Genomic DNA, 24,620 nt, shown 5'->3' on the forward strand with positions numbered 1-24,620 from the left:
CGCTCTCCTGTGGTTGAGCGCAGGAGATAGGCCTCGCTGGACGAAATGGAAAGGCCGTTTTCGATCAGGTCCGGTCAGCGACGATGAGAAGTTCCTGCAACGTGAAGTGCAGTGCGCCGGTGTCGTCGGTGCGTGGCTTGAGGAAAGCTCTGAGCGGCGTCGGACCGGCAGTCAGGATGCGATCGAGCTCGGCGACAACATCGGGTGTGCAGCGCATACGCGCGACCCACGATGCAAAGTCGAGTTCCTTTTCCATTTGCTCATGCGCAGCAATCGAGAAGCCGTTGGCTTTGAGCAAAGCGACCCAGGTTTCAGGCGGCGGCGCGAAGCCGTGGCTCGGATCGCGCAGTTTCTCGAAGCTGTTGTAGTCAACGACGGCTGTTTCGATTTCCGCGTCGCTCGCGTTCGGCAGACGCACACGATCCGGCGCGACGTTATCGACGAACGCGAAGCGTCCGCCTTTTTTCAGGACGCGGCGCACTTCGCGCACGAAGGCTTCAAGGTTCGGGAAGTGATGCGCCGCCAAGCGGCAGCAGACGAGATCGAAGCTTTCGTCGGGAAACGGCAGGGCATCAGCAGAAGCGCGCGCCGTCAGCATGTTTGAGATGCGCCGCGCATTGGCGAGCTTTGCTGCTTCCTGCAGCATCTCGTCGGTGACGTCGCTCGCGATCATGCTGGCGACGTGCGGCGCAAAGATCGCGGCGGTATGTCCGGCGCCGGTCGCGACGTCGAGGGCTTCCCAGGTTTTTTGCGGGGCCGTCAGTTCGACGATGCGTGCGAGGCTTTCGCCCTTGGCATGAACTTCCGACGTTGCGTAGTCGGCGGCGGCGCGGCCGAACTGCGATTGGACGGAAGTGGTTGTGTCGTCGGCCATAGCGCACATTCCTCATTTGTCATCCCGGCCGCAGCGTAGCGGACAGCCGGGACCCATCAATCAGCAGACCTGTAGCAACATTCTGGTTCCCAGGTTTCGCAGCAAAGAGCGGCTCGCCCGGGATGACAGGAGACGGCGTGGTGCGAGTCTCTTAGCCCTGCCACTCTCTCACATCGACGAAGTGGCCTTCGAGGGCTGCGGCGGCGGCCATGATCGGCGAGACCAAATGCGTGCGACCCTTGTAGCCCTGGCGGCCTTCGAAATTGCGGTTCGAGGTCGAGGCGCAGCGCTGGCCGGGCTTCAGCTGGTCCGGGTTCATGCCGAGGCACATCGAGCAGCCCGGCTCACGCCATTCGAAGCCGGCGTCGAGGAAGATCTTGTCGAGACCTTCAGCTTCCGCTTGCTCTTTCACGAGGCCCGAGCCCGGAACGATCATCGCGTAAGCGAGGCGCGACGAGATCTTCTTGCCATCCACGATCTTGGCGACAGCGCGAAGATCTTCGATGCGGCCGTTGGTGCATGAGCCGATCCAGACGACGTCGAGCGGAATGTCGGTCATCCGGGTGCCGGGCGTCAAGCCCATGTATTCGAGCGCACGCTGCATGGAGGCGCGCTTGTTCTCGTCGTGCACATCGGCAGGATTGGGCACGGCGCTCGCGATCGACGTCACGTCTTCGGGGCTCGTGCCCCACGAGACGATGGGCGGCAGCTTTGCGGCGTCGAGGCGAACTTCGCGATCGAAGTGCGCGCCGTCGTCCGTGCGCAGCGTTTCCCAGTACTTCATCGCCATGTCCCAGGCCATGCCCTTCGGCGCCTTGGGACGATCCTTGAGGAACGCAAACGTTTTCTCATCCGGTGCGATCATGCCGGCACGGGCGCCGCCTTCGATCGACATGTTGCAGACCGTCATGCGGCCTTCCATCGACAACGCGCGAATGGCCTCGCCCGCATATTCGATGACCGAGCCAGTGCCACCAGCGGTGCCGATCTCGCCGATGATCGCGAGCGTGATGTCCTTGGCGCCGACTCCCTTCGGGGCGACGCCATCGACCGTCACGCGCATGTTCTTGGCTTTCTTCTGGATCAGCGTCTGCGTCGCCAGAACGTGCTCAACCTCGGAGGTGCCGATGCCGTGTGCGAGTGCGCCGAATGCGCCATGCGTCGAGGTATGGCTGTCACCGCAAACGATCGTCGTGCCCGGCAGCGTGAAGCCTTGCTCCGGTCCGACGACGTGGACGATGCCTTGGCGTTTGTCGCGCTCGTTGAAATACTCGATGCCGAAGTCGCGCGCGTTCGTTGCCAGCGTTTCGACTTGAACGCGGCTCTGCTCGTCGGCGATGCCCTTGGAACGGTCCGTCGTCGGAACGTTGTGGTCGACGACGGCGAGCGTCTTCTCGGGGGCGCGAACCTTGCGGCCGGCCATGCGCAGGCCTTCGAATGCCTGCGGGCTCGTGACCTCGTGGACAAGGTGGCGGTCAATATAAAGGAGGCTCGTTCCGTCCGGCGATTGCTCAACCACGTGATCGTCGAAGATTTTATCGTACAGCGTCTTTGCCATGACTTTTCGAGAGCCTTTTGGGTGCGGCGGATCAAAACGAACGCGTTAGATAGCGTCAGAGATCGATTTCCGCAAATCAGTGCTGGTCGCAGGCCCGATCAGCAAAAAGCCGGGCCTTTTGGGCCCGGCAGTTCAGGGAGCTGGCATTTCAAACGGAGCGCCGACCGGTGGTGGCAAACAAACCAGTTCGCCGCTCCACGCATGTCAGGGACATGGGGTGCTCGCGCTCGGCCAGCAAGGCGCGCAGAGCGTTCAGTTACCTTTATTTTTCGCAATCTTCGAAATCAGGAAGTCGCGCAGAAGCTGGACCTTCTTTGAGGATTTCAGCTCTTCCGGGTAGGCGTACACCATGTTGAGCGACGGCTGCTCGATGTCGGTCAGGACAGGCACGAGGTCGGTGATGTCGTCGGTCAGATAATCCGGGATCATGCCGACGCCGATGCCGGCCTTGATCGCGTATTTGATGGCGACGACGCTGTTGACGCGCAGGGCGGCTTCGCGCGGCTCGCCGTTCAGGCTGCCCGCGGTTTCGATCCAGGACATGGCGTCGAGGTGCTGGGCGGACGGACCGGTATAGCCGATGATGCGGTGCTGGCTGAGATCCTCAAGGCTCTTCGGCGTGCCGTATTTGCGAATGTAGTGTGCAGATGCGAAGGCGCGGACGCGGCTCTCGAACAGTGGGCGACGGATGAGGTCAGCCTGCTCCGGTTCGCGCGTCCAGATCGCGGCGTCGGCGGCGCGCATGCCGATATCGACCTGATCGTCGTTGAGGATCAGCTCGATGCGAATTTCGGGATAAAGCTCGCCAAATTCCTTCAAACGCGGCGTAAGCCAAATCGTGCCGAAGCCGATCGGCGCGGTGACGCGAAGTTCGCCCGAAGGCTTCGTCGTCGAGTCCGAGAGCAAGGTTTCGGCGGTCTGCAGCTTGGCGAAGACCTCAGCGACCGTACGGTTCAGCAGCTCGCCCTGCTCGGTCAGGACCAAGCCGCGGGCGTGCCGGTGAAAGAGCGTGACGCGAAGGTTGGCTTCGAGAGCCGAGATCTGCCGGCTGACGGCCGACTGGCTCATATGAAGCTGCTCGCCGGCATGCGTGAAGCTCCCTGCCTCGGCTGCGGCATGGAAGATTCGAAGCTTATCCCAATCCATTTCGGAGGCTCACCAGTGGGGGGTTACTGGACGGTACATAATTAGCTATGCACTGGATGCATTGCAACGGGGGTATGCCAGATAAGCAATAGACAAATGGGCCGAGCGCGGTCTTGTCGCGCTCCGTCCACAGATCAAAGGCATCTCTGGTCGCGATGAATGCGCCGTTTCTATTCAGCGGCGTCGGCTTGGTCTTCCATCTGCGCGAGATAGCGCTCGGCTTCGAGCGCCGCCATGCAGCCCATGCCGGCCGCCGTCACGGCCTGGCGGAAGACTTCATCCTTGACGTCACCCGCCGCAAAGACGCCGGGGATGGCCGTCGCGGTCGAGTCGGGCGCAGTGATGAGATAGCCCGAGGGTGTCGTCTCAAGCTGGCCCTTGAACAGCTCGGTTGCGGGCGCGTGGCCGATCGCAACGAAGAAGCCGTCTGTCGCGAGTTCGGACGTCATGCCGGTTTTGATGTTCTTCAGTACGATGCCGGTCACCGACTTCGGCGACGGTGCGCCGATGACTTCCTCGACGACGCTATCCCAGATGACGTCGATCTTCGGGTTCTTGAACAGGCGTTCCTGCAAGATCTTTTCTGCGCGCAGGAAGTCGCGGCGATGAACGAGCGTCACCTTGTTGGCGAAGTTCGTAAGAAACAGCGCTTCCTCAACGGCGGTGTTGCCGCCGCCGATGACGACGACGTCCTTGCCCTTGTAGAAAAAGCCGTCGCATGTCGCGCAAGCCGAGACGCCGTGACCTTTGAAATGCTCTTCCGACGGCAGGCCAAGCCAACGCGCTTGTGCACCGGTCGCGATGATGAGCGCATCGCACGTGTAGGTGTCGCCGCTGTCGCCTTCCAGGCGAAACGGGCGAACACGCAGATCAACCTTGTTGATGTGGTCCATGATGATGTGCGTGCCGACGTGTTCGGCCTGCGCCTGCATCTGCTCCATCAGCCACGGGCCTTGGATCGGATCGGCGAAACCCGGATAGTTTTCCACATCGGTCGTGATCGTCAGCTGGCCGCCAGGCTGGGTGCCTTGGATGAGCGTCGGCGAAAGCATGGCGCGCGCGGTGTAGATCGCGGCGGTGTAGCCGGCGGGGCCGGAGCCCAGAACGATAACCTTGGCGTGATGCGGTTTTTTAGTCATGGCTCTCACTCTCCGACCGCAGCCTGCGGGTCAGGGTTTGCTAATTAGGGGTGCCGTTTGCCCATCGTCAATGTTCGTCGGCCCGAGCGCCGTCGTTTCCGGGGAATACGTGCGGCACAGCGGCGCGGGCCGTGTTAGGCTTCATCAAAAACCGGGGGTGACCAGGGGTGAATGACGCGAAGTCCGCGCCGGAGATGAGCTTCGGCCAGCGAATCAGAGCCATCCTCATCGGCTCTTCGGGCAATCTGGTCGAGTGGTACGATTTCTACGTTTACGCGGCGTTTTCGCTGTATTTCGCCAAAGCGTTTTTCCCGGCAGGCAATCAGACCGCGCAGCTCTTGAATACCGCCGCGATTTTCGCCGTCGGTTTTCTGATGCGCCCGATCGGGGCGTGGCTGTTCGGGCGGATGGCGGACAGGCACGGGCGGCGTGTGTCGCTGACGGCGTCCGTGCTGCTGATGTGTTTCGGCTCGGCGATGATCGCGGTGACGCCGGTCTATGCAACGATCGGCGTAGCTGCGCCGATCATTCTGCTCATCGCGCGCATGATCCAAGGGCTGAGCCTCGGCGGCGAGTACGGCACGAGCGCGACGTACCTATCCGAGATGGCGACGTCGAAGCATCGCGGGTTCTATTCGAGCTTTCAGTACGTGACGCTGATCGGCGGGCAACTGACGGCGATGCTGGTGTTGATCGTGCTGCAGACGTTCGTGCTGACGGCTACTCAGCTTGAAGCCTGGGGTTGGCGCATTCCGTTCGTCATCGGGGCGCTGCTTGCGCTGATCGCATTCGTGATGCGGCGCGATCTCGTCGAGACGGATTCGTTTGCGCGTGAGACGCGGCGTGAGGGTTCGCTTGCGGCACTCATGCGACATCCGCGCGAGGTTGCGATCGTCATTGGGCTGACGATGGGCGGTACGCTGGCGTTCTACACTTACACCACGTACATGCAGAAATTTCTCGCCAACACGGCGGGATTTTCGAAGGACACCGCAACGCTCGTGTCGGCATCCGCGCTGTTCGTCTACATGCTGTTGCAGCCTATCGTCGGCGCGATATCGGACAAGGTCGGGCGGCGGCCGGTGCTCGTCACGTTCGGTGTTCTCGGCACGCTGTGTACGGTGCCGCTTTTGAGCGCCATCGGAAACGTGCGCGATCCGTGGGAGGCCTTCTTGTTGATCGTCGTCGGGCTTTGCATCGTCTCGTGCTACACGGCGATCAACGCTGTCGTGAAGGCAGAGCTGTTTCCGACATCCGTGCGCGCACTCGGCGTCGGATTGCCGTATGCGCTAGCGGTCGCGCTGTTCGGCGGAACGGCTGAGTGGATTGCGCTGTGGCTCAAGCAGGCCGGACACGAAACCTATTTCTATTGGTACGTCACGGGCTGCATCGCGCTTTCTCTCATCGTTTATGCGACGATGCGGGATACGCGAGATCGCTCGGAGATTGATTGAGACATCATGTTTGACGGATGTGGTTCAAATCAATCGCAGCCCTTTGAGGCTCGCGTGGCCGTTGCGGCCAACGATGATGTGGTCGTGCACGGTGACGCCAAACGGCCGCGAGGCCTCGATGATCTGCTTCGTCATGTCGATGTCGGCGCGCGACGGGGTCGGATCGCCGGAGGGATGATTGTGGACGAGAATGATCGCTGTCGCTGACAGCTCGAGCGCGCGCTTCACCACTTCGCGCACATAGACAGGTGTGTGGTCGACAGTGCCGTGGCCTTGCACTTCATCGGCGATGATCTGGTTCTTCTTGTCGAGGAAAAGAATGCGGAACTGCTCGCGCGTCTCGAAGCCTTGCGCCAAGCGCAGATAATCAATGACGCCGCTCCACGAAGTGAGCGCCGAGCGGGACTTGATCTCGCCTTTCGTCAAACGCTCGGCAGCGGCCTTGATGAGCTTCAGTTCTTCGACAGCACGGTCGCCGACGCCTTCGACTTCTTTCAAGCGTTGGGGTGCTGCGGAGACGACGTCGGCGAACGAGCCGAACTTGGCGAGCAATCGTTTGGCGATGGGCTTGGTGTCGATCCGCGGGAAGGCGCGGAACAGGATCATTTCGAGAAGCTCGTAGTCGGGGATCGCTTCGGCGCCGCCGTTCTGGAAGCGGTCGCGAAGGCGCTTGCGGTGGCCGTGTCGATCGTCCGGCTCGGGTTTCGGCTTCTCAGGCGCGGCGGCGAAAAACGCCGCCTGTTCTTCGGCGCTTGCCTTGTCGCGAGACCCCCCGGAGCGCGACATGCCTTACTCCATTACGCCGCGGCGCGGACGTTGTAGGGCGGGTAATGATAACCGGCGGGCGATTCCGTGAAGATCTCGCAGCCGGTCTCGGTGACGCCGACGGTATGCTCGAATTGCGCGGACAGCTCGCGGTCGCGCGTGACCGCCGTCCAGCCGTCAGCCAGGATTTTCACGTGCGGCTTACCGAGGTTGATCATCGGCTCAATCGTGAAGAGCATGCCCGGTTCGAGCACGGTGCCTTCGCCCGGTTCGCCATAGTGCAGGATGTTCGGGCGGTCATGGAAGACGCGGCCGAGGCCGTGACCGCAGAAATCGCGGACGACGGTGCAACGCTCAGCTTCGGCAAAGCGCTGGATGGCGGCGCCGATGTCGCCGGTCGTCGCGCCGGGCTTCACAACGGCGATGCCGCGCATCAGAGATTCATAGGTGACGTCCATCAGCCGTTCGGCGCGTCGCGACACGTCTCCCACCGGATACATGCGGCTGGTGTCGCCGTGCCAGCCGTCGACGATCAGCGTCACGTCGATGTTGACGATGTCGCCAGGCCGCAGCGGCTTGTCGTTCGGCATGCCATGGCAGACGACGTGATTGATCGAGGTGCACGTCGCGTAGCGATAGCCGCGATAGTTCAGTGTTGCCGGGATGGCGCCGTGATCGAGGGCGAATGAGAGCACAAGCTCGTCAATTTCGGCCGTCGTGACGCCCGGTTGCACGACCGGAACCAGCATGTCGAGCGCGGCGGCTGCCAATTGGCCGGCCTTGCGCATGGCGGCGAAGGCGTCGGGGCCGTGCAACGGGATCTTACCGTCGCGGCTTGCTGTTTTGCTCACTTCAATGTTGGACATGGGACTCCACGGCGGGGCAATCGTTCGTCAGTATATTTAGTGCGAAACCGCGGCCAACAAAATACATGGCATCGTCGCGGCGGCATTAACGCAAAAAGCGCCAGGAGATCCCGGCGCTTTTTAAAATTTCAGAAGCGGCCTGCACGAGGCGCTTATTCCTTGGCTTCTTCAGCCGGAACTTCGGCAGCCGTCAGCTCGGCGAGAAGACGCTGAGCCTGGCCGACCCAATCCTGCTTCTCAATGGCGCCCTTGAGCTTCAGCGTCTCATCGAGGTTGGCGATATCCTCATCCGAGAGGTTCGCGATCTGCTCGATCTTGTAGGCGTTGACTTGCTTCAGACGGTTCTGCAGGTCGATGTCGATGCCCTTGATCTGCGTCAGATCTTCGGCCTCACCCTTCGGCTTCTTGAAGCCCTTCCAGGCGGCGTTCAGGCGGCGCGCGCGAGCGTCCGTACGTTCGAAGATGCGGGCGGCCTTACCGCGGCGGCCACGGAGATAGTAAAGCTTCGCGCGGCGGACTTTACCGCGACGCAGGACTTCGATTTCGGCGATGAAGGGCGAGTAGATCGGGAAAACGCGCTCGACGCCTTCACCGTAGGAAATCTTGCGGACCGTGAAGTTCTCGTTGAGACCTGCACCCGAACGGGCAATCACGACGCCTTCATAGGCCTGGAAGCGAACGGTCGGTTCTTTCTCGACCTTCTTTTTCTTGTCCTTAGGATCGGCTTCGGCCGCCTCAATGACTTTTACCATCACTTTGACGGTATCGCCGGGGCCGAATTCGGGGACGCCGCGCTTGGAAAGAATGGCGTCCATCTGCTCGCGTTCGAGCTGCTGGATAAGGTTCATCTTGTTGATTCCATATAGTTTTTTGATGACGCAGAGGATCGGCTAAGCAGCGTTGGCGCCCGAGCCGTTCATGCAACCCCGAAGGGCAACCCGTTTGAGGGGGAATATTGTTGGGGCGGTTGATAACCGAAGCGCCTGGTTTTGTCGAGGGCGTCGCGCGAGAGGGCGAGCGAAAACCGGCGTGGTTCCGGTGAGCCACGTTACCACAGCCAAAAGCGGCGGCCACGCCGTCAGGCGCCTCAGTCTGTTATGATTTCCTTCGAATCACATTCGGAGGTGCGGAATGGCCGATTGCCCGCTCGTCATCATTCGGTGGCTCGATAGCCGGCAACCGTCAGGGCAATGGCGTTATCTTGCGGATTTGCCGGAGGCGCGGCCAGTCGAAGTGGCGAGCGTCGGTTGGCTGCTGCGGGATACTGCGGAGGTGATTGTCATCTGCCAGAACGTCGGCGATCTCGAGACCCCCGAAAAAGCACAAGCGAGCGGGATCATGACGATACCCACTCGCTGCGTCCTTTCGGTTGAAAGGCTGACGGAAGTTGAACGCGGTACTAACGCTTTTGCTGCCCCTGGTTCTGCTGGTATTGCTGGTTCTGGGCATTTTGCTGCGATCTCTGAGGATCTTGAGATTGCGACAACACGGACGCTGCAAGCTCTTTGATCTCTTCAGAGTTCAGGGACTGTGGGTTCGATAGGGCCCTTGAGGCGATCGAACTCACGCGCGCAGATGTTTTCTCATTCTGAGCCATGACGATTTACTCACTTTCTCAAAATTGAGGAACCAACTCACTTGCGCAGGCAACTGATCACGTTGCAGTGCGAAAGTCCTTAGTCGGCGGCGAGTTATCCACCGATTAGTTCGTATACGCTGTTAATTTAATGGGCGGTGCGGTGAACCCGAACGCGCGTTCGATTTTTGATATATATATTGCTATAAAATCAATTACTTAGTCCGAGCGCGTTGCCGATCATATTGCCGAGCGTCGCGTTTTGGCGGGCCGGATATTGTTCGTCATCCACGTCGTTATCGCGGGTGCGGGCGGCGAGCGCTTCCGGGTTGAAGTCGGGCTCGACGGGTGCGAGGTGGTCGTGACCCTTGTTGATCTTGCTCCACTGACCATCGAGAGCTTGCGTGATGCGGCGCTCGTGGCCGTAGACGTCGGGGAAGGTCTTCAGCTTGCCATCGTCCGTCACCCAGGCGGTGAAGTAGACGATGTGGATCGGGATTTCCTTGGTGATCGGGATTTCGTTGTTGAGCGGTCCCGTCTGGTCAAGCTCATCGACTTTGGCGGCGTCCCAGCCCTTGTCTTCCTTCAAGATCATCTTGGCGAGGTCCATCGGCTTCCAGACGCGCAGGCAACCATGGCTCAACGTGCGGACCGCTGGCTTGAACATCCACTTGTCGGGCGTGTCGTGCATGAAGATCGTGTGTTGGCTCGGGAACGAAAATTTGACGTGGCCCAGCACGCTCCTGCGTCCAGGCGGCTGGATGACCTCGAAATTGCGGATGTCCGTCGAGGCCCAATCGACCTTGCGATAGTCGATATTACGGCTACCGTCCTTCGAGCGAATTTGCAGTCCGTATTTGGTCATCATGCCGCCGCCACGGATCAGGTTCGGCCACAGCTCGTTGACCATGATGCTTTCGGGCACGCGCCAGGCAGGACGCAGCACTACGTATTTCAGCGGGCGCGAGAAGATCGTCGTCTGCTTGTCGACGAGGCCAGCCACGATCTTTTCGGAGCGGATGATCTTTCCGTCCTTATAGACGTACTGCATGAACTCGGGGACGTTGTTCAGGACGTAGAAATTGCCCATATCGAGCCACATCCAGCGCCACTCTTCCATGTTGGCGCGAATGCGCTTGGCGGCCGGGCTCAGTTTGCCTTTACCGTCCTTCGGCAGCATCGTGATGTAGATCTGGCGCAGCTTTTCAAACTGCGGATGCTGCGGTTCGAGGCTGCGCAGATAGGCGTCGGGCTCGTGCGTGGCGGCGAGCGCGTCGATGACGATTTTCGGCTCGATCCATTGCGGGCGGCGATCGAGGTTGGTCGTCAGCTGCGCCGACGGGTCGGGGATCCGGCCGCCCCGGGCGTCGCGAGCATAGAGCAGCGCGGCCTTCGAATACATGATCTCGGCGTCGGCCAGAGAATCTGTGTCCGTTACCGTCAGCGCGCCGTTGGCGAGTTTGGGGACCTTGAAACGCCGGACATCGAGCGCGTAGTGATCGGCGTTGGCGATCTCGGCGGCAAGCGCCTTGGCTTCGGGTTTGAGGCCCGAGGCCGTCACCCACAAGCCGTCGCCGTGGCGACTGTTGTAGAATTCGACGAGCGCCTTTTGATCGTCGCGGTCGTGTTCGTCGTCTGCCGCTGGTTCGGCGGCGAGCTTGGCGCGAGCGGCAGCCAGAACCGGATCGTCTTGCGTTTGTTGCGGTGCGGCAGAAGCCGCTTCAGAGGATGGGGGCGCGGTCGCGGCCGGCGTTGCTGCCGGAGCGGCCGGGGTTTCGGCTGCGGCTTTTGGATTGGGCGTATTGGTTTGAACGGGCACCGGATCGGGCGCGGCGGGGAGCGGATCGGCGATTGCGGGAGACGTCAGCAGCACCATAGCCGCTATGCCGAGAAGCAGATTTTTGTAATGTCCCATCGCCATCTCTCGATTGGTCACGCGTCCGTGCCGAGAGCTTCATGCGCGCGGTCTAAAGAACCGTTTCGCGAATCTTCCCCCGCGTCATTTGCCCAAGAAATCCTGGCCATGCAAAGGCGAAGCGGCTGTGACGCCTCACTTTGGGGCGCGGGTGGGACGAATAAGATCCGGGCGGCGGGCGGCCGTTAGTTCTTCTGATTGGCGGCGGCGCCAGTCTTCAATTTTCTTATGATTGCCGGAGAGCAGAATTTCGGGAATGGCGCGACCTTCCCACTCGCGGGGCTTGGTGTACTGCGGGTATTCGAGCAGGCCGGTCTCGAAGCTTTCACTGGTTAGGCTGTCGGCGGCGCCCAGGACGCCCGGGATGAGGCGGACGCAGGCCTCGATCAGAACCATGGCGGCCAACTCGCCGCCCGCCAGCACATAATCGCCAATCGAAATTTCGCGTAGCCCCCTGGCTTCGATGACACGCTGGTCGATGCCTTCGAAGCGGCCCGCGAGCAGCGTGACGCCCGGTCCTTCGGAGAGATCGCGGGCGAGTTGCTGCGTCAGGGGGGTGCCGCGCGGAGAGAGATAGATCAGCGGTGCATCGGGCGAACGTTTTTGGGCGTGATCGAGTGCTGGGCCGAGCACGTCGGCACGCAGCACCATGCCTGCGCCGCCGCCCGCGGGCGTATCATCGACCTGACGGTGACGGCCCAAGCCGAAGTCACGGATCTGCAGAGCGTCGAGCGACCAGAGGTCGGCGTCGAGCGCCTGTCCCAGCAGCGAGATGCCGAGCGGTCCCGGAAACATCTCGGGGAAGAGGGTTAGGACCTGCGCTCGCCACGGGGCGCGTCCGTCGCTCGTTGGGAAGTGGGCCATTTATGTTGTCATCCTCGGCTGCACGCCGAGGATCCATTTTGCAGCGGGACGATGACCGATGGGTCCTCGGGACAAGCCCGAGGATGACACCGTTGAGCGTCCGATTACACGCCTTCGACAATGGTCATGTGCATCGTGCCGGCGCCCTGGCGCAGCGCTTTGGCTTCGGCATATTCGGGCGACTTGGCATATCCGACGGCGTGTTCGTAGCTCGGAAATTCGAGGATGACGTTGCGGGCGACGCCCTCGCCTTCCAGGGTCTCGCTCTTGCCGCCGCGTGCGATGGGCTTGCCTTCGAACTTGTCGAGCGCAGCCTTTGTCTTGGCAGCGTACTGAGCCCACTTGTCGGGGTCGGTGACGATGGAGCGGGCGATAACGTATCCCTTGGGCATTGGCTTGTTCTTTCCTTCGACGCAGAGCGTGGATTTTTGGACGAGGAGCCATAGCCGGTGCGGCGGCGCTTCGGCAACCCATGCGACGTCAATGGCGGCGGAGCAGGCGTTATTTCACGATCGACTGAAGAGCGCCGAGAGCGGTGTCGCTGCTGGTCGCGTACGACTGCCGGTGCGGCGCAGGGCGCGGCGGATTGGATGCCGTCGCGACGGAGGTGCCCAGCAGATAGGTTTCCCAACTCTGGCTCGCGATCATCACGCCCTTGAGCTTCTTGCCGTTCCCTTCAAGGTCAGGATCGGCCTTAACCAATCGCTTCCGGAAGCGCGGCGACAGCGGCGCCAAGCGCTTGCCGATAAGAACCGGGCAGGCGGCATTCGGATCGTCGCCGACCGAGGTCAGCGGATTGACGATGTAGCGCTTGCCGCACATGCCGATCCGCGGCGGCTCGCGCGTTCGGGTGAAATCGTCGTAGGCTTCTTTCAACGGCTCCCACGTATCTCGTGCCGGATTGTCGGCATGGCGCTTCATGTTGGCGGCGGTCATGCGGAACGGGAAAATGTGGATCGGCACGGATGTTTCGCCGCCAGCGAGCGCATCGCGCACGAAAGCGTAGATTTCTTCGATCTGATTGTCGGTCATGGCGAAGCAGCCGACGCTTTTGCAGTCGCCGTGGACCATGATGTAGCTGCCGGTGCGGCCGAGCGAACGATCGAGAGCGTTCGGATAGCCGACGTTGAGCGCCAGATGATATTTGCTGTTCGGGTTCATGGCGCCGGGCGTGATACGGTAGAAGCCTTCGGGCGACATCAGATCGCCCTGGGTGCGCTTTGGTCCGAGCGTGCCGCCCCAATTGCAGACAGGGAACGTCTTGATCAGCGCGTAACGGCCGTTCGGGCGGGCCTTCCAGACCTCAAGCTCGGATTCTTCCTTGAAGATACGAAGATAGACAGGGGAATTCTGGTCGATGTCCTTGAGGATCAGGGCGGCTTCCACGGCGGAAGGAAGCGGCTTTTCGGCGGACCGCTCGTCCGCAAGCGCCACGGGCGCAAAAACCTGGACGGCAACGGCGATTGCCGCAGCCAGCAGACGCACCTGCTGGGTCAAGTGCCAAAGCCAACGCATGCTGTCCGTGAACCCCGCTTACGCAAACGCTTAACCATCATGGACCGTCCAGTTCATGGCCAAAGACGGTTAAGGGGAGGTAAACGGCGAGTGTGCGCAGGGCGTGGTGAGAGCTGGGCGCGGATGTGGCAAGGCCATGATCGGCCAGCGACTTATCGCGCGTAAGTGCCTTCGCCGCTAAGCCTGGGCGATGTGCTGCAGGAACGCTTCAGCGGCGGCTTTGGGGTCCTTGGCGGCGTTGATCGGGCGGCCGACGACGATGTGGTTGGCGCCGAAGCCGATAGCCTCTTCGGGCGTCGTGACGCGGGTCTGGTCGCCGGCTTCGGCGCCGGGCAGCCGGATGCCTGGCGTGACGATGAGGAAATCCGGCCCGGTTTCGGCGCGAATGGCGGCGGCTTCCTGGCCAGAGGCGATGACGCCGTCGAAGCCCGCGAGCTCCGACATGCGGGCGCGGCCGACCACGAGGCCCGCCGGCGTTATGTCGGTAATGCCCTGTTCTTCGAGGTCGGACTGATCGAGGCTCGTCAGCACCGTGACGGCGAGCAGCTTCAGGTTCGAGGAGGCACGGCCTTTGACGGCGGCTGTCAGCGTCTTGGTGTCGTGGCCGTGGACGGTAACGAAATCGACGCCCAGCCCGGCCGCTGACGCGACCGCGCGCTCGACGGTGTTAGCGATATCGAGGAATTTCAGATCGAGGAAAACGCGTTTTCCCTCGCGCTTCAGTTCCTGAGCAAGATCGAGACCGCCCGCAAACAACAGTTCCAAGCCGATCTTGTAGAAGCTGACGGTATCGTCGAGGCGATCAACAAGCGCGCGCGCTTGATCGTAAGACGACAGGTCAAGGGCGACGATGAGCTTGTCTCGTGTGGCGGCGTCGATCATCGCGGTCTCGTTCCTCTAGCCGTGCAGCACGCGGGCGGCGCGTGCGAGCCGCTGAATGACGGTCTTGAACTGTTCGGTCTGCTCTTTGTTTTTCAGGTGGCCGTGCTCGTCGAAAGCATCGGCGGCGCGTGGAAGAAGGAACTGGTTCGGTAGAACGAGCGCGCCGGTTCCCAATTCCAGCATCAGGCGCAGTTGCGAGAGGCCGCGCAGACCGCCGGTGCCGCCGTTCGAGGCTGCGCCAAGAGCGAAGACGCGTGTGCGGAACACTTCGAGCGGACTCTCGCCGTCGTCGCGGATATGGCTGACCCAGTCGAGCGTGTTTTTCAAGAGCGGCGTGAAGGACGCGTTGTATTCGGGACTCATAATGAAAACGCCGGTGTGGGCCATCATCAGGTTCTTGAGCTTGTGCGCATTTTCCGGCTGGCCGGACGCGGCTTCCAGATCGCCGTCATAGATCGGCATCGGGTAGTCGGAGAGATCGACGAACGTCGCGGGGATACTATTGGCTTCGGCAATCACGGCGCCGAGTTTCGCCACGCGCTTATTGAACGAGGCTTGGCGGGCGCTGCCTGCGAAGAACAGAAGGCGCGGATCGGGCGCGGGGGCGTCGGTCATTTGGGTCGAAGGTCCGGATAATGAGAGCGCTTTGTGAGCCGGACCCTAGCGGCTTTCGCACCGTTGGCAAGGCTGCGCAGAAGGCTTGAACGCGAGCAGGAGCGACAATGAATCAGCCGCTCTTGCCTTCGAAGAATTCTTTCACGCGCGAAAAGAAACCGGCGCTTTCCGGGCTCGTTTCCTTATGACTTGCTCGCTCGAACTCTTCGAGCAGTTCGCGCTGCTTACGCGTGAGGTTCTTGGGCGTTTCGACATCGACCTCGATATACATGTCGCCCGAGACCTTAGCGCGGAGCACGGGCATACCCTTACCGCGCAGACGGAACTGCTTGCGGCTTTCGGTGCCCTCGGGGATTTTCACCCGCGTCGTCGTGCCTTCGAGTGTTGGCACGTCGATCTGGCCGCCGAGAGCAGCGGTCGTCATCGAGATCGGCACCTTGCAGAAAATGTCGGCGCCATCGCGCTGGAAGAATTCGTGCGGCTTGATTGAGAGGAAGATGTAAAGGTCGCCGGGCGCGCCGCCGCGCAGACCGGCTTCGCCTTCGCCCGCAAGCCGAATGCGCGTGCCGTCTTCGACGCCCGCTGGGATGTTGACCGAGAGCGTGCGTTCTTTCTGGACGCGGCCGGAACCGGCGCAGTCGACGCACGGATCGTCGATCATCTCGCCGCGGCCCTGGCAGTGTGGGCAGGTGCGCTCAATCGTGAAGAAGCCCTGGCTGGCGCGGACTTTGCCCATGCCGCCGCAGGTGGTGCAGGTCTTCGCCTTGGTGCCGGGTTTTGCGCCGGTGCCGGAGCAGGTTTCGCATTTGACGCTGGCGGGAACGCGGATCTGCGCGGTCTTGCCGGTGTAGGCTTCCGACAGCGTGATTTCGAGATTGTAGCGCAGGTCGGCGCCTGCTTCGCGAGCTGTGCGCGAGCGGCCCTGGGTGCCGCGTCGTCCACCCATGAATTCGCCGAACAGATCGTCGAAGATGTCCGACATCGAAGAGGCGAAATCCGGTCCGAAGCCGGGGCCGCCGCGACCGCCCATGCCGCCGTCGAAAGCGGCGTGGCCGAACTGGTCATAAGCGGCGCGCTTCTGAGGGTCTTTCAGAACTTCGTAGGCTTCGTTGACTTCCTTGAAGCGGCGCTCGGCTTCTTTGTCGCCCGCATTGCGGTCGGGGTGATATTCCTTGGCGAGAGACCGATAGGCGGATTTGATCTCGATTTCGGTAGCGGACCGCTTGACGGTCAGAACTTCGTAATAATCGCGCTTAGCCATGGTGCGCTGTTCTATGACCTATTGATTGGCAAGTTGCTGGTCGATGAAGTCGCAGCAATAACAAGCGGTTATATTAACTTTTCGCCCTCAGGCCGGGCGCAGCGTCCAAAATTGAGAACGCTGCGACAACCCAAGGGCGAATCTAAGTTCGACTTTTAAGCCGATTTCTTCTTGTCGTCTTTGACTTCTTCAAAATCCGCATCGACGACGTCGTCGCCGCTGGCAGATTTTTCAGCCGACGCTTCCGGGCCGCCTTCCATGCCTTCAGCGCCACCTTTGGCCGTGTAGACGGCTTCGCCGATCTTCATGGCGACCTGGGTCAACGCGGTCGAAGCCGAGCGGATCGCATCGGCATCTTCGCCGGCGATGGCTTCCTTGGCGGCAGTGATCGCAGCTTCGACTTCGCCCTTGATCGCGGCGACGGCCGGGATCGACTCGTTCTCGGCGAGCGATTTCTCGGTGCCGTGGACGAGGGCTTCGGTCTGGTTGCGAAGCTCGACGACCTCGCGACGCTTCTTGTCTTCGGCCGCGTGGACTTCGGCGTCCTTGACCATCTTGTCGATGTCGGCGTCCGAGAGGCCACCGGAGGCCTGGATGCGGATCGACTGTTCCTTGCCGGTCGCCTTGTCCTTCGCCGAAACGTGGACGATGCCGTTGGCGTCGATATCGAAAGTGACTTCGATCTGCGGGACGCCGCGCGGCGCCGGTGGGATGCCGACGAGGTCGAACTGGCCGAGCATCTTGTTGTCGGCCGCCATTTCACGCTCACCCTGGAAGACGCGGATGGTGACAGCGTTCTGGCTGTCTTCGGCGGTCGAGAAAGTCTGGCTCTTCTTCGTCGGGATCGTCGTGTTGCGATCGATCAGACGGGTGAAGACGCCACCCAGCGTTTCGATGCCGAGCGACAGCGGCGTGACGTCGAGCAGCAGGACGTCCTTGACCTCGCCCTGCAGAACGCCACCCTGGATCGCGGCGCCGACGGCGACGACTTCATCCGGGTTGACGCCCTTGTGCGGCTCTTTGCCGAAGAGCTGCTTCACGACTTCCTGGACCTTCGGCATACGCGTCATGCCGCCGACGAGAACGACTTCGTCGATCTCGGCAGCCTTGAGGCCAGCATCCTTCAGAGCCTTTTCGCACGGACCCTTGGTCCGGTTGATGAGGCCATCGACGAGGCTTTCGAGCTTGGCGCGCGTCAGCTTCATCGTGAGATGCTTCGGACCGGTCGCGTCGGCCGTGATGAACGGCAGGTTGACTTCGGTCGAAGGGGCGCTCGACAGCTCGATCTTGGCCTTTTCGGCGGCTTCCTTCAGACGCTGAAGGGCGAGCTTATCGGAGCGCAGGTCAATGCCCTGCTCTTTCTTGAACTCGTCGGCGAGATAGGTGACGAGCACCATGTCGAAGTCTTCGCCGCCCAAGTGCGTGTCGCCGTTCGTCGACTTCACTTCAAAGACACCGTCGCCGATTTCGAGAATGGACACGTCGAAGGTGCCGCCGCCGAGGTCGTAGACCGCGATCGTCTTGGCGTCCGTCTTTTTGTCGAGGCCGTAGGCGAGCGCGGCTGCCGTCGGCTCGTTGATGATGCGCAGAACTTCAAGGCCCGCGATCTTGCCGGCGTCTTTCGTTGCCTGGCGCTGGGCGTCGTTGAAGTAAGCGGGAACGGTGATGACCGCCTGCGTGACCTTCTCGCCGAGCTTGGCTTCGGCGGTTTCTTTCATCTTCTGAAGGATGAAAGCCGAGATCTGCTGCGGGGAATACTGCTTGCCGTGGCTTTCGACCCAGGCGTCGCCGTTGGTGCCCTTCACGATTTTGTACGGAACGAGCTTCTGGTCCTTCGTGACCTCGGGATCGTCGTAGCGGCGGCCGATCAGGCGCTTGATCGCGAAAAAGGTGTTGGTGGGGTTCGTGACTGCCTGGCGCTTGGCTGGCAGACCGACGAGACGTTCGTCGTCGGCGGTAAATGCAACAATGGACGGGGTGGTATTGGCGCCTTCGGAGTTCTCAAGGACTTTCGGTTTGCCGCCATCCATGACGGCGACGCACGAGTTGGTCGTGCCGAGGTCAATACCGATTACTTTTGCCATTCGCATCAATCCTTCTCAGTTGCGGCAGACCGGGTGGACCCTCTATTGGCATCCAACGTGCTCCCCAACGAGAGGTCAGAGGCACCGGTCCCCAGGATTTCAATTGTGTGACCGACGGTTATATAGGGGCCTGATTTCAGCGTGCAACGCTTCTTATCCCCTCCATAGATCAACTTTATCGCCTTTTGATTGCGTCAAAACGGAACTACCCGCCGTGACGCAATGCTTCAGTTTGCAAGCTTTTTTCTGCGGTTGAAGCGCATCCCTGGAGAGGAGGAGGCGCCTTGATTTCGCTCAACGTTTGTTCTGTTGCGACGCTGGTCGCGACGTCGCAGCCGCATCAAGCATCGGCGGGCGGCTCCGACGAGGCAGGGGCAGCATCGTCAGCCTTGGCGACTTTCGGGCCGCCGCGGGAGACGACGACCATCGCCGGCCGCAGGTTGCGGTCATCGATCATGTAACCGACCTGATAGACCTGCAGCACGGTGCCAGCTGGGACGTTTGCGTTCTCCTGCTCCATCACGGCTTGGTGGTGGTGCGGATTGAAGGGCTGGCCGGCCGGGTCGATGGCGCGGACACCGTGACGCTCAAGGGCCGTCTTATAATCACGCTCGGCGAGAATGACCCCATCGAGCAAGGTTTTCAGGGCCGGATCGCTCTCGACGGCATCCTTCGGCACGGCGGCGATAGCGCGCTGGAAGTTGTCGCCGACTGTCAAGATATCCTTGGCAAACTTGGTGATCGCATACTTCGCCGTCTCTTCCTTTTCCTTTTCGAGGCGGCGGCGGACGTTCTCCGTTTCAGCAACGGCGCGCAGGTACTGATCCTGCTTGGCAGCAGCTTCGGCGGACTTCTTTTCGAGATCGGCCTGAAGGGCGGCGATCATCGCCTTGAGCTGCTCGACGCTCACATCTCCCATTTCGGGGGGCGTTGCCGCGGACGGTTGCACGGTCTCGTCTATGGGCTTTTTGTCGTCGCTCATTTTTCTCTTCGCTGGAATAGCACTGCAAAAATTCCGGTGCCGGGGTATCGGCCGCTAGGCCGTAAAAATCAAGGCAGTTCAAGTTGGGGTGCGTCAGAAGCGGGTCAAATAGGTCTCGATGCCTCAGCCCATCAAGCGGCTCATCAGCTTGGCTGTATAATCCACCATCGGGATGATGCGGGCATAATTGAGCCGCGTCGGGCCGATAACGCCTAGCACGCCGACGACGTGGCGGGTCTCATCCCGAAATGGGGCAACAATCAACGATGAGCCCGAAAGCGAAAACAGCTTGTTTTCCGAGCCAATGAAAATGCGGACGCCTTCGGCCGTTTCGGAGGCGCCGAGCAGCTCGACGATGTCCTGCTTGGATTCGAAGGCGTCAAAGAGCTGGCGGATGCGTTCCAGGTCTTCGGCGGCGGTCACGTCTTTTAGGAGGTTACTCTGACCGCGGACGATGAGGCTCTTGCGATCATCGGCGACACCTGACCATTCGGCGAGCCCGGCCTTGATGACCTTTTGGGTCAATACGTCGAGTTCTGCCTTGGCGGCGTTCAACGACTTTTCGAGTTCTGCCCTGGCTTCGGCGAGCGTCAGGCCGCGCAAGTGGGTGTTGAGATAGTTGGAAGCTTCCTGCAAGGCAGACGGCGGCAAGCCATCGGGAAGGTTGATGATGCGGTTCTCAACGTTCTGGTCTTCATCGACCAGGATGACGAGGCCGCGTCCGGGTTCGAGCGGCACGAATTCGATGTGGCGCAGGCGGGCGACCTGTTTTTCGGCGAGGACGACGCCCGCGCAGTGGGACAGACCGGACATCAGTTCGCCCGCTTCGCTCAAAAGCTGATCGACCGATTTTTCGCGGCGGACGGCGATCTGGGCTTCGATCTGACGGCGCTCGTCCGGGGTGATGTCGCCGACTTCAAGAAGGCCGTCAACGAACAGACGCAGGCCGAGCTGGGTGGGCAGGCGCCCCGCAGACGTGTGCGGCGCGATAATGAGGCCGAGCTGCTCCAAGTCCGACATGACGTTGCGGATCGAGGCTGGCGAGAGCGCGATCGGCAAGGCGCGTGACAGATTGCGAGAGCCAACCGGCTCACCCGTCGCCAGATAGCTTTCGACGATGCGCCGCAGGATCGTCCGCGAGCGCTCGTTAAGCTTTTGCAGCTGCGTTTTGCCGTCCAGGATGGGTGCTGCCACGATTTGATCTTCCGTGTTCACCGTCAAAATCTATGAATGACAGGGGCCTACGTCAAATCCTGCGGTGTTTTCTGGGTATCTGCACCCTTCTTTCAACCGATAAGGTTTCCGGTTGAAGGCTGGGGGGGCCTTCATTAGGGTCGCGGCCGCAATACCAACAATTCAGGGAACTCATGCGACCTTCCAAACGCAAGCCAGACGAGTTGCGCCGTGTTTCAATCGAGCGGGCCGTTTCCAAATATGCCGAAGGCTCCTGCCTCATCAAATTCGGCGACACCCATGTTCTTTGCACGGCGAGCTTGGAAGAGCGCCTCCCGCAGTGGCTGAAGGGTCAGGGCCGCGGCTGGGTGACGGCCGAATACTCGATGCTGCCGCGGTCGACGCACGACCGGACGCGGCGCGAGGTGACGAGCGGCCATCCGTCAGGGCGGACGCAAGAAATTCAGCGTCTCGTCGGCCGGGCGCTTCGTGCGGTCGTCGATCTGACGAAGCTTGGCGAACGGCAGATCACGGTCGACTGCGACGTCATCCAGGCCGATGGCGGCACGCGCACGGCGTCGATCACCGGCGCGTGGGTGGCTCTGCACGATTGCATCCAGTGGATGAAAATGCGCGACATGGTGAAGGATGCCGTGCTGCGCGATCACGTGGCTGCCGTGTCGTGCGGTCTCTATAAAGGTGAGCCGGTGCTCGATCTCGACTATGCCGAGGACAGCAACGCGGATGCCGATTCCAATTTCGTGATGACCGGTTCGGGTGGCATCGTCGAAATCCAAGGCACGGCCGAGACGACGCCCTTCACAGAAGACAAGTTCACCGAGCTGATGGGGCTCGCCAAGAAGGGGATCGGCGAACTCGTTCAGCTGCAGAAGCTGACGGTCGCTTAAGACCAGACAACGGAGCGAGGCCATGTTCGGACCTTTTGCCCTGACGGTCGCGGCGCTGTTCACCGGCGCGGCGATCTATATCAACTGGGCAGAGCAACCGGCGCGGCTTTCTCTCGACGATGCTGCGATGCTTGCGGAATGGAAACCCGCCTACCGGCGCGGATTCCAGATGCAGGCGTCGCTTGCCGTCATCGGCTTCATTCTGGGAACGCTCGAGTGGCTGGTCACCGGCAAGGTGATCTGGCTTGCCGGTGGCGCGGCGCTACTCGCCAATTGGCCGTTTACGATCTTCGCGATCATGCCGGTCAATAAGATCCTTGAAGAGACCCCGTTCGAACGGGCCAACGAAGAGACACGGGCGCTGATCGAGCGCTGGGGCATGCTGCACGGCGTGCGCAGCGTGCTTGGCGCCTTCAGCCTGGGGCTTTTCCTATGGGCGTCGATTTAAACATACCGCCGGCACTGCCTGGTGTGCTCGAAACGGTGCTTTACGCGCGGGATCTCGTGCCGATTGAAGACTTTTATCGTCGGGTCTTTGGCATTCGACCATTTCAAGCCGTTGCCGGCCGCCACCTCTTTTACCGACTAGGTACGCAGATGCTTTTAATCTTCAATCCGGAGACATCGCGTATTCCGCCCGCGCACGATGCGCTGCCAGTGCCGCCTCACGGCATGCGTGGCGAGGGGCATGTCTGCTTTCGAGCCACGCGCGACGACCTCGTGCGTTGGAGGCATCGACTTGAGAGCCTCCATATTCCGATCGAAGCCGAACTCGAATGGCCGCGCGGCGGCCGCTCAATCTACTTTCGCGATCCGGCGGGCAATTGCCTCGAATTTGCCGAGCCGCGCATCTGGGGACTGCAATGAAGACTCTTTCGAAGGGCATGAAGCTCGTCGTGGCGAGCCACAACCCTGGCAAGGTCTGGGAGATCAATCAACTCATCCAGCCTTATGGACTCGATGCCGTTTCGGCGGGCGAGCTTGGGCTTTCGGAACCCGAAGAGACGGAGACGACGTTTGCTGGCAACGCGCGGCTGAAGGCTGTCGCAGCGGCTGAGGGTTCTGGGTTGCTGGCGCTTGCCGATGACTCCGGACTTGAAGTCGAATGCCTGGATGGCGCGCCGGGGATCTATTCGGCGCGCTGGGCCGGTCCGGCAAAAGACTTCGGCGTCGCTATGAAGAAAGTCGCAGACGAGATCAGCGCGTGTCACGGCTGGACGGCTGAAGGCCCGCGCGCCAATTTCATTTCGGTCTTGTGTCTTGCGTGGCCAGGCGGCGAGGTGGAGCTATTCGAGGGCAAGGTGTTTGGCCATCTTGTCTGGCCGGCACGTGGCGGCAACGGCTTCGGCTACGATCCGATGTTCGTGCCGGACGGCGACACCCGCACGTTCGGCGAGATGGAGCCGAAAGAGAAGTATGCGATTTCGCATCGGACACGGGCCTTTGCGGCCTTCAAGGCGGCGATGCTCGATGGTATTGCGCCGACCGCCGCGAAGGTGCGTAGGGGCCGCGACGTCGATGCGTTTGCAGCGGCAGCCGCGAGTCTTTCGACGCGGGTCGAGGCTGCGGCGTTCGTTGCACGTTTGAAAGACGATCTCGTCACGCACGGCGCCGAATGGAACAACACGACGCTCGAAAGGTTTCTTGGTGCACTTGCCCGAGAGTTAGAGCGTGCGCCTTCGAAGGATGAACCGGCGTGGCGGCAAATCACAAAAGCAATGCTGGCTGCGAGCGATGACTGATCGCGACACGACATTCGGCGTCTACGTGCACTGGCCGTTCTGCGCGCAGAAGTGTCCGTACTGCGACTTCAACAGTCACGTTCGCCATAAAGGCTGGGACGAGTCGCGGTTTCTTTCGGCCTATAAGCGCGAGATCGACTGGGTGGCGGATCGCATCGGAGCACGCGTTGCGATGAGCGTGTTCTTCGGCGGCGGCACGCCATCGCTGATGCAGCCCGAGACGGTTGCGGGCATCCTCGATCACATTGCGAAACGCTGGGGCATTGCGGACAACGCCGAGATCACGCTTGAGGCCAATCCGGGCAGCGTGGAAGCCGCGCGCTTTCGCGGTTTTCGCGACGCGGGCATCAACCGCGTTTCGATCGGCGTGCAATCGCTGCGAGATGACGAACTGCGCAAGCTTGGGCGCATTCACAGCGTGGCGGAAGCCAAGGCGGCGCTCGATGTAGCGCGCGGCACGTTCGAGCGGTTTTCGTTCGATCTGATTTATGTACGTCCCGGTCAGACCGCAGACGCATGGCGTCGCGAGCTTGGCGAGGCGCTCGAGCTGGCAGGCGATCACCTATCGCTTTATCAGCTGACCATCGAGCCCGATACGCCTTACGCCGCACTTCACGCTGCCGGTAAGCTCGTCATTCCGGACGACTACGATGCAGGGGCGCTTTACGAGATCACCGAGGAGATGACGGCGGCACGCGGGCTCGCGGCTTATGAGGTTTCAAACTACGCGCGCGACGGGTCGGAAAGCCGGCACAATCTCCTTTATTGGCGCTACGGCGAGTATGCAGGGATCGGGCCGGGGGCGCATGGCCGGATTGTGGTCGATGGCCGGCGTGAAGCGACGATTGCCGAGCGCAATCCTGAGGCGTGGGTCGAAAACGTCGAAGGCAACGGTCATGGTTTCATTGAGCGGATCGCATTGTCTGACGCCGAGCAGGCGGACGAGATGCTGCTGATGGGTCTGCGGCTTTCCGAAGGGGTCGATCTGGCGCAGCTTGCTAAGATCGGGGGGGTGCGCCCCAGCCAAGCAACAATCGACGAACTGGCGGAACTCGGGCTTCTGGAGACGCTGCCTGCGTCCTTGCGCGCCTCCCCGGCCGGTGGCGACTGGCGGCGGAATGAGCTTGACGAGATCGTCATGTGCTCAAGTCCAGGACTTGCTCCCGAGACGCAACCGCTGTCTGGCGTGCGCATCCGGGTGACGCCGCATGGCCGGCTCGTGCTTAACGCCGTCGTCGCCAAACTCTCAAACAGCTTTCAGCTGACGGACCGCATGGACAAGCTCAGAAGCGCCGTTTAAG

24 protein-coding genes are annotated in these 24,620 nt (G+C 61.3%); 7 read left to right on the forward strand and 17 right to left on the reverse strand.

The window, feature by feature from the left end:
• Window positions 1–64: 64 nt before the first annotated feature.
• From ACLB1Z_RS00730 to trxB, 4 genes are all read right to left on the reverse strand, one after another.
• Window positions 65–874, reverse strand: a complete 810-nt coding sequence (locus ACLB1Z_RS00730) for a class I SAM-dependent methyltransferase (RefSeq protein WP_409561600.1) — start codon at window positions 872–874, stop codon at window positions 65–67.
• Window positions 875–1,025: 151 nt separating this feature from the next.
• Window positions 1,026–2,432: a 3-isopropylmalate dehydratase large subunit gene (gene leuC / locus ACLB1Z_RS00735; protein ID WP_409561601.1), complete on the reverse strand. Its 1,407-nt coding sequence runs from the start codon at window positions 2,430–2,432 to the stop codon at window positions 1,026–1,028.
• Between the two features lie 252 nt (window positions 2,433–2,684).
• The gene (locus tag ACLB1Z_RS00740; RefSeq protein ID WP_409561602.1) at window positions 2,685–3,578 is read right to left on the reverse strand and encodes a LysR family transcriptional regulator; all 894 of its coding nucleotides are present in this window, start codon (window positions 3,576–3,578) and stop codon (window positions 2,685–2,687) included.
• A gap of 170 nt (window positions 3,579–3,748) precedes the next feature.
• Window positions 3,749–4,717, reverse strand: coding sequence for a thioredoxin-disulfide reductase (gene trxB / locus ACLB1Z_RS00745; protein ID WP_013950283.1), 969 nt, complete (start codon window positions 4,715–4,717; stop codon window positions 3,749–3,751).
• A 194-nt stretch (window positions 4,718–4,911) separates the two neighbouring features.
• On the opposite strand from trxB, the gene ACLB1Z_RS00750 reads away from it, so the two are divergent.
• On the forward strand, window positions 4,912–6,171 hold the full coding sequence (locus ACLB1Z_RS00750) for an MFS transporter (protein WP_409563322.1): 1,260 nt from the start codon (window positions 4,912–4,914) through the stop codon (window positions 6,169–6,171).
• 24 nt (window positions 6,172–6,195) lie between these two features.
• Here ACLB1Z_RS00750 and radC read toward each other — a convergent pair whose 3' ends face one another.
• The 3 genes from radC to rplS all read right to left on the reverse strand — a co-directional run bounded on the left by radC (window position 6,196) and on the right by rplS (window position 8,650).
• The gene (gene radC, locus ACLB1Z_RS00755) at window positions 6,196–6,957 is read right to left on the reverse strand and encodes a RadC family protein (RefSeq protein WP_409561603.1); all 762 of its coding nucleotides are present in this window, start codon (window positions 6,955–6,957) and stop codon (window positions 6,196–6,198) included.
• An 11-nt stretch (window positions 6,958–6,968) separates the two neighbouring features.
• Window positions 6,969–7,802 (reverse strand): type I methionyl aminopeptidase, encoded by an 834-nt coding sequence (gene map, locus ACLB1Z_RS00760; RefSeq protein WP_409561604.1) that lies wholly within the window; start codon window positions 7,800–7,802, stop codon window positions 6,969–6,971.
• A gap of 152 nt (window positions 7,803–7,954) precedes the next feature.
• The gene (gene rplS, locus ACLB1Z_RS00765) at window positions 7,955–8,650 is read right to left on the reverse strand and encodes a 50S ribosomal protein L19 (RefSeq protein ID WP_013950287.1); all 696 of its coding nucleotides are present in this window, start codon (window positions 8,648–8,650) and stop codon (window positions 7,955–7,957) included.
• Between the two features lie 283 nt (window positions 8,651–8,933).
• Here rplS and ACLB1Z_RS00770 point away from each other — a divergent pair, with 283 nt between their 5' ends.
• Entirely contained in the window at window positions 8,934–9,311 is a 378-nt protein-coding gene (locus ACLB1Z_RS00770) for a hypothetical protein (protein WP_409561605.1), read from the forward strand.
• Between the two features lie 278 nt (window positions 9,312–9,589).
• On the opposite strand, the gene ACLB1Z_RS00775 is transcribed toward ACLB1Z_RS00770, so the two are convergent.
• From ACLB1Z_RS00775 to hrcA, 10 genes are all read right to left on the reverse strand, one after another.
• Window positions 9,590–11,293 (reverse strand): L,D-transpeptidase family protein, encoded by a 1,704-nt coding sequence (locus ACLB1Z_RS00775; RefSeq protein ID WP_409561606.1) that lies wholly within the window; start codon window positions 11,291–11,293, stop codon window positions 9,590–9,592.
• 135 nt (window positions 11,294–11,428) lie between these two features.
• Complete coding sequence (gene trmD / locus ACLB1Z_RS00780; protein WP_409561607.1) at window positions 11,429–12,157, reverse strand: tRNA (guanosine(37)-N1)-methyltransferase TrmD; 729 nt, start codon at window positions 12,155–12,157, stop codon at window positions 11,429–11,431.
• A gap of 104 nt (window positions 12,158–12,261) precedes the next feature.
• Entirely contained in the window at window positions 12,262–12,549 is a 288-nt protein-coding gene (locus ACLB1Z_RS00785; protein ID WP_409561608.1) for a DUF1330 domain-containing protein, read from the reverse strand.
• Between the two features lie 109 nt (window positions 12,550–12,658).
• Entirely contained in the window at window positions 12,659–13,672 is a 1,014-nt protein-coding gene (locus ACLB1Z_RS00790; protein WP_409561609.1) for a murein L,D-transpeptidase family protein, read from the reverse strand.
• Between the two features lie 177 nt (window positions 13,673–13,849).
• A complete protein-coding gene (gene pyrF / locus ACLB1Z_RS00795) occupies window positions 13,850–14,554 on the reverse strand; it encodes an orotidine-5'-phosphate decarboxylase (protein WP_409561610.1) in 705 nt (234 codons plus the stop codon).
• A 15-nt stretch (window positions 14,555–14,569) separates the two neighbouring features.
• Window positions 14,570–15,169, reverse strand: a complete 600-nt coding sequence (locus ACLB1Z_RS00800; RefSeq protein WP_409561611.1) for an NADPH-dependent FMN reductase — start codon at window positions 15,167–15,169, stop codon at window positions 14,570–14,572.
• Window positions 15,170–15,281: 112 nt separating this feature from the next.
• Complete coding sequence (gene dnaJ, locus ACLB1Z_RS00805) at window positions 15,282–16,430, reverse strand: molecular chaperone DnaJ (RefSeq protein WP_013950296.1); 1,149 nt, start codon at window positions 16,428–16,430, stop codon at window positions 15,282–15,284.
• A 155-nt stretch (window positions 16,431–16,585) separates the two neighbouring features.
• Window positions 16,586–18,514: a molecular chaperone DnaK gene (gene dnaK / locus ACLB1Z_RS00810; RefSeq protein ID WP_024275018.1), complete on the reverse strand. Its 1,929-nt coding sequence runs from the start codon at window positions 18,512–18,514 to the stop codon at window positions 16,586–16,588.
• Between the two features lie 340 nt (window positions 18,515–18,854).
• Entirely contained in the window at window positions 18,855–19,496 is a 642-nt protein-coding gene (gene grpE, locus ACLB1Z_RS00815) for a nucleotide exchange factor GrpE (protein WP_013950299.1), read from the reverse strand.
• A 123-nt stretch (window positions 19,497–19,619) separates the two neighbouring features.
• Window positions 19,620–20,690 (reverse strand): heat-inducible transcriptional repressor HrcA, encoded by a 1,071-nt coding sequence (gene hrcA / locus ACLB1Z_RS00820; protein WP_409561612.1) that lies wholly within the window; start codon window positions 20,688–20,690, stop codon window positions 19,620–19,622.
• A 173-nt stretch (window positions 20,691–20,863) separates the two neighbouring features.
• Here hrcA and rph point away from each other — a divergent pair, with 173 nt between their 5' ends.
• Genes rph through hemW form a run of 5 tightly spaced genes read left to right on the forward strand, consistent with a single transcriptional unit; the run spans window position 20,864 to window position 24,619 of the window.
• Window positions 20,864–21,577: a ribonuclease PH gene (gene rph, locus ACLB1Z_RS00825; RefSeq protein WP_409561613.1), complete on the forward strand. Its 714-nt coding sequence runs from the start codon at window positions 20,864–20,866 to the stop codon at window positions 21,575–21,577.
• Between the two features lie 22 nt (window positions 21,578–21,599).
• The gene (locus tag ACLB1Z_RS00830; RefSeq protein ID WP_409561614.1) at window positions 21,600–22,025 is read left to right on the forward strand and encodes a DUF1772 domain-containing protein; all 426 of its coding nucleotides are present in this window, start codon (window positions 21,600–21,602) and stop codon (window positions 22,023–22,025) included.
• Complete coding sequence (locus tag ACLB1Z_RS00835) at window positions 22,010–22,444, forward strand: VOC family protein (RefSeq protein ID WP_409561615.1); 435 nt, start codon at window positions 22,010–22,012, stop codon at window positions 22,442–22,444. The genes ACLB1Z_RS00830 and ACLB1Z_RS00835 overlap by 16 nt, the downstream gene beginning before the upstream one ends.
• The gene (gene rdgB / locus ACLB1Z_RS00840; protein WP_409561616.1) at window positions 22,441–23,319 is read left to right on the forward strand and encodes an RdgB/HAM1 family non-canonical purine NTP pyrophosphatase; all 879 of its coding nucleotides are present in this window, start codon (window positions 22,441–22,443) and stop codon (window positions 23,317–23,319) included. Before ACLB1Z_RS00835 ends, rdgB begins: the two co-directional genes overlap by 4 nt.
• Window positions 23,312–24,619 carry a radical SAM family heme chaperone HemW gene (gene hemW / locus ACLB1Z_RS00845; RefSeq protein WP_409561617.1) on the forward strand — a complete coding sequence of 436 codons (1,308 nt, stop codon included), beginning with the start codon at window positions 23,312–23,314 and terminating at the stop codon, window positions 24,617–24,619. Before rdgB ends, hemW begins: the two co-directional genes overlap by 8 nt.
• Window position 24,620: the final 1 nt, after the last annotated feature.

Origin of the sequence: Hyphomicrobium sp. MC8b (assembly GCF_905067615.1) — a bacterium.
GTDB lineage: Bacteria > Pseudomonadota > Alphaproteobacteria > Rhizobiales > Hyphomicrobiaceae > Hyphomicrobium_B.

Bases quoted from the DNA above. Each gene is read 5' to 3' on its own strand.
- hemW (WP_409561617.1), top strand. From the start codon at position 23,312: ATGACTGATCGCGACACGACATTCGGCGTCTACGTGCACTGGCCGTTC.
- ACLB1Z_RS00740 (WP_409561602.1), bottom strand. From the start codon at position 3,578: ATGGATTGGGATAAGCTTCGAATCTTCCATGCCGCAGCCGAGGCAGGG.
- rph (WP_409561613.1), top strand. From the start codon at position 20,864: ATGCGACCTTCCAAACGCAAGCCAGACGAGTTGCGCCGTGTTTCAATC.
- dnaJ (WP_013950296.1), bottom strand. From the start codon at position 16,430: ATGGCTAAGCGCGATTATTACGAAGTTCTGACCGTCAAGCGGTCCGCT.
- grpE (WP_013950299.1), bottom strand. From the start codon at position 19,496: ATGAGCGACGACAAAAAGCCCATAGACGAGACCGTGCAACCGTCCGCG.
- ACLB1Z_RS00770 (WP_409561605.1), top strand. From the start codon at position 8,934: ATGGCCGATTGCCCGCTCGTCATCATTCGGTGGCTCGATAGCCGGCAA.
- ACLB1Z_RS00800 (WP_409561611.1), bottom strand. From the start codon at position 15,169: ATGACCGACGCCCCCGCGCCCGATCCGCGCCTTCTGTTCTTCGCAGGC.
- ACLB1Z_RS00785 (WP_409561608.1), bottom strand. From the start codon at position 12,549: ATGCCCAAGGGATACGTTATCGCCCGCTCCATCGTCACCGACCCCGAC.
- radC (WP_409561603.1), bottom strand. From the start codon at position 6,957: ATGTCGCGCTCCGGGGGGTCTCGCGACAAGGCAAGCGCCGAAGAACAG.
- ACLB1Z_RS00830 (WP_409561614.1), top strand. From the start codon at position 21,600: ATGTTCGGACCTTTTGCCCTGACGGTCGCGGCGCTGTTCACCGGCGCG.
- ACLB1Z_RS00750 (WP_409563322.1), top strand. From the start codon at position 4,912: ATGAGCTTCGGCCAGCGAATCAGAGCCATCCTCATCGGCTCTTCGGGC.
- trmD (WP_409561607.1), bottom strand. From the start codon at position 12,157: ATGGCCCACTTCCCAACGAGCGACGGACGCGCCCCGTGGCGAGCGCAG.
- leuC (WP_409561601.1), bottom strand. From the start codon at position 2,432: ATGGCAAAGACGCTGTACGATAAAATCTTCGACGATCACGTGGTTGAG.
- rdgB (WP_409561616.1), top strand. From the start codon at position 22,441: ATGAAGACTCTTTCGAAGGGCATGAAGCTCGTCGTGGCGAGCCACAAC.
- map (WP_409561604.1), bottom strand. From the start codon at position 7,802: ATGTCCAACATTGAAGTGAGCAAAACAGCAAGCCGCGACGGTAAGATC.
- trxB (WP_013950283.1), bottom strand. From the start codon at position 4,717: ATGACTAAAAAACCGCATCACGCCAAGGTTATCGTTCTGGGCTCCGGC.
- ACLB1Z_RS00730 (WP_409561600.1), bottom strand. From the start codon at position 874: ATGGCCGACGACACAACCACTTCCGTCCAATCGCAGTTCGGCCGCGCC.
- ACLB1Z_RS00775 (WP_409561606.1), bottom strand. From the start codon at position 11,293: ATGGGACATTACAAAAATCTGCTTCTCGGCATAGCGGCTATGGTGCTG.
- rplS (WP_013950287.1), bottom strand. From the start codon at position 8,650: ATGAACCTTATCCAGCAGCTCGAACGCGAGCAGATGGACGCCATTCTT.
- pyrF (WP_409561610.1), bottom strand. From the start codon at position 14,554: ATGATCGACGCCGCCACACGAGACAAGCTCATCGTCGCCCTTGACCTG.
- ACLB1Z_RS00790 (WP_409561609.1), bottom strand. From the start codon at position 13,672: ATGCGTTGGCTTTGGCACTTGACCCAGCAGGTGCGTCTGCTGGCTGCG.
- dnaK (WP_024275018.1), bottom strand. From the start codon at position 18,514: ATGGCAAAAGTAATCGGTATTGACCTCGGCACGACCAACTCGTGCGTC.
- ACLB1Z_RS00835 (WP_409561615.1), top strand. From the start codon at position 22,010: ATGGGCGTCGATTTAAACATACCGCCGGCACTGCCTGGTGTGCTCGAA.